This window comes from Skermanella sp., assembly GCF_059503625.1.
Window position 1 is genome coordinate 1 of record NZ_JCACHA010000246.1, and the last position, 3,171, is coordinate 3,171.

Sequence of the window (3,171 nt, forward strand, 5' to 3'; positions counted from 1 at the left end):
AGCCGACATAGACGCGCCTGCTTGTCGGCTGCCGCTTCGCTCTAGACCGACCTACAAGGCGATATATTAGCTTCAATCGTCTCAATTCATGTTAATGTGGAACCATCGTTATTGAACTTCATTGGTTTTAAAATGCCGGATCCGATCGTCGAAAATAAAATACTGGATTCAAGTGATCAGGCTACGACCAAAAATGAGGTTGAGATTATCATCAAGGCCGCATTCCAGGAATTGGCTGATCATATCAACAAAAGTTATCGAGAAATCCGCGAAGAAATCTGGGCTCTCTATCCCGACGCCTTTCCGCAGCACCGCGACAGTATTTCCAAGAAATAACTGTCGCGGCTTTCTGTGACGGAACTTACTTCCTCAACCCCGCCGCTGCCCGCGCCAGGGCTTCGATCTTGCCCCAGTCGCGCGCCTTGACGACATCGGCGGGAGCCACCCAGGAGCCGCCGACGCAGGGGACGTTGGACAGCGCCAGGTAGTCGGGGGCTTTTTCGACCGAGATGCCGCCGGTCGGGCAGAAGTTCAGCATCGGCAGGGGCGCCGCCAGCGACGACAGGAGCTTGGTGCCGCCCGCCGGTTCCGCCGGGAAGAACTTCAGGTGGGTGAAGCCGGCGCGGAGCAGGACCATCGCTTCCGACGCGGTCGCGGCGCCGGGTAGGAACGGGATGTCCGATTGCTTGGCGTACTCGATCAGATCGGGCGTGCAGCCGGGGCTGACGATGAAGAGCGCGCCGGCGTTGACGGCTTCCTCGTAGTGCTTGGGGTTCAGGATCGTGCCGGCGCCGACGACGGCTTCCGGGACTTCGGCGGCGATGGCCTTGATCGCGGACGGCGATGCCGCGGTGCGGAGCGTCACTTCGATCGCGGGCAGGCCGCCGGCGGCCAGCGCGCGGGCGAGCGGAACGGCCGTTTCGAGATCGTCGATGGTCAGGACCGGGACCACCGGTCCGAGCGCCAGGATTTCGGAAATGGTCTTCATGGTCTTCATCGTCTTGGATGCCTTATGCTGCTGTATTGAAGACCGAAGCGCCCTCCTCGGCGCCGCCGACCAGAGCGCGGAAAGCGCCGAACAGGTCGCGGCCGGTGCCGAAGCGGTTGCCGGTCAGATCGGGGGCTGAGGGCTCGCGCGCGGCCATCTCCTCCGCGCTTACCAACACTTCCAGCGTGCCTTTTTCAGCATCGAGCCTGACGATATCTCCATCGCGGATCTTCGCGATCTCGCCGCCGGACGCCGCTTCCGGCGTCACGTGGATGGCGGCGGGGACCTTGCCGGAAGCGCCGGACATGCGGCCGTCCGTCACCAGCGCCACGTGGAAGCCCAAGTCCTGAAGCACGCCCAAGGGAGGCGTCAGCTTATGGAGTTCCGGCATGCCGTTGGCCTTGGGACCCTGGAAGGTCACGACGGCGACGAAATCTTTGTGGAGTTCGCCGCGCTTGAAGGCTTCCTGGAGGGAGGACTGATCGGTGAAGACGCGGGCGGGAGCCTCGACGAAGCGGTGCTCGTGCTTCACGGCGGAGGTCTTGATGACGGCGCGGCCGAAGTTGCCGTCCAGCATCTTGATGCCGCCGTCGGGCGCGAAGGGCTCCTTGACGGTGCCCAGCACCTTGGGGTCGAGCGGTTCCGCTGTACCGGGACGCCATGTCACCTTGCCGCCTTCCAGCGTCGGTTCCTCGGCGTAGCGGCGCATGCCGCCGTCGCCCGCGACCGTCAGCACGTCCTCGTGCATCAGGCCGGCGTTCAGCAGCTCGCGGATCACGAAGGCCATGCCGCCGGCGGCGTGGAAGTGGTTCACGTCGGCGTTGCCGTTGGGGTAGACCTTCGCCAGCAGCGGGATGACGGCGGAAAGCTCGGCGAAGTCGGCCCAGGCCAGCTTGATTCCGGCGGTGTGCGCCATCGCGATCAGGTGGATCGTGTGGTTGGTCGAACCGCCCGTCGCCAGCAGGCCGATGACGCCGTTGACGATGGAACGCTCGTCCACGACCTCGCCCGCCGGGGTGTATTCGTTGCCCTGCGCCGTGATCTCCAGCACGCGGCGGCTGGCGGCGGCGGTGAGGGCATCGCGCAGCGGCGTGTTGGGGTTGATGAAGGCGGCGCCGGGCAGGTGCAGGCCCATGATCTCCATCAGCATCTGATTGGAGTTCGCGGTGCCGTAGAAAGTACAGGTGCCGGGGCCGTGGTAGGACTTGGACTCCGCGTCCAGCAGGGCGTCGCGGCCGACCTTGCCCTCGGCGTAGAGCTGGCGGATACGGGACTTCTCGGCGTTGGGCAGGCCGGAAGTCATCGGGCCGGCGGGCACCATGATGGTCGGCAGATGGCCGAACGAGAGCGCGCCGATCACCAGACCCGGAATGATCTTGTCGCAGACGCCCAGCATCAGCGCGCCGTCGAACATGTCGTGGGACAGCGCCACGGCGGTCGACATCGCGATCACGTCGCGGCTGAACAGCGACAGCTCCATGCCGGCATTGCCCTGGGTGACGCCGTCGCACATGGCGGGGACGCCGCCGGCGAACTGCGCCACGCCGCCGGCCTCGCGGACCGCCTGCTTGATGATGGCGGGGAAGGTTTCCAGCGGCTGGTGGGCCGACAGCATGTCGTTGTAGGCCGACACGATGGCGATGTTGGACTTGACGTCGGTCGCGAGGTCCTGCTTATCGGACGGACCGCAGGCGGCGAAGCCGTGGGCGAGATTGCTGCACGACAGGCGCGAGCGGGTCGGTCCTTTCTGGCCGGCGGCGCGGATGCGGTCGAGATAGGCGGTTCGCGTGGCGGCGCTACGCTCGATCAGGCGATCGGTGACGCGCGCGACGGTCTGGTTCAGGTCCACGATTGTCTCCTTCGGCTTAGCCGTTGGACATGGCGTCGTCATGCCAGGTGCGGCCGTCGCGCTCGATCATGGCGACGGATTGGGAAGGTCCCCAGGTGCCGGCGATATAGGGCTTGACGGTGTCGCCGCGCGCTTCCCAGGCGTCCAGTATGCTTTCGGTCCAGCGCCATGCCGCCTCGACTTCGTCGCGGCGCATGAACAGGGTGGGATTGCCGCGCACCACGTCCATCAGCAGGCGTTCGTAGGCGTCGGGGAAGCGGAACTTGAAGGTCTCGGCGAAGCTCAGGTTGAGGGAGGCTTCGCGCAGGCGCATGCCTCCTGGGCCTGGGTCTGT

The 3,171-nt window shown here is 65.2% G+C and carries 3 protein-coding genes and 1 pseudogene; 1 reads left to right on the forward strand and 3 read right to left on the reverse strand.

Going from position 1 to position 3,171, the window contains the following annotated elements; genetic code table 11:
• Positions 1-111: 111 nt before the first annotated feature.
• Positions 112-336 (forward strand): hypothetical protein, encoded by a 225-nt coding sequence (locus AC5JJ6_RS05950; protein WP_496041161.1) that lies wholly within the window; start codon positions 112-114, stop codon positions 334-336.
• 25 nt (positions 337-361) lie between these two features.
• Here the strand turns inward: AC5JJ6_RS05950 and eda are convergent, their stop codons facing one another.
• The 3 genes and pseudogenes from eda to AC5JJ6_RS05965 form a co-directional block, all read right to left on the reverse strand.
• Positions 362-988 (reverse strand): bifunctional 4-hydroxy-2-oxoglutarate aldolase/2-dehydro-3-deoxy-phosphogluconate aldolase, encoded by a 627-nt coding sequence (eda, locus tag AC5JJ6_RS05955; RefSeq protein ID WP_496041162.1) that lies wholly within the window; start codon positions 986-988, stop codon positions 362-364.
• 22 nt (positions 989-1,010) lie between these two features.
• Positions 1,011-2,837, reverse strand: coding sequence for a phosphogluconate dehydratase (gene edd, locus AC5JJ6_RS05960; protein WP_496041163.1), 1,827 nt, complete (start codon positions 2,835-2,837; stop codon positions 1,011-1,013).
• 16 nt (positions 2,838-2,853) lie between these two features.
• Positions 2,854-3,171: pseudogene (locus AC5JJ6_RS05965) on the reverse strand (glucose-6-phosphate dehydrogenase); the annotation flags it as partial.

Excerpts from the sequence above, each read along its gene's own strand:
- eda (WP_496041162.1), bottom strand. The coding sequence starts at position 988 with ATGAAGACCATTTCCGAAATCCTGGCGCTCGGACCGGTGGTCCCGGTC.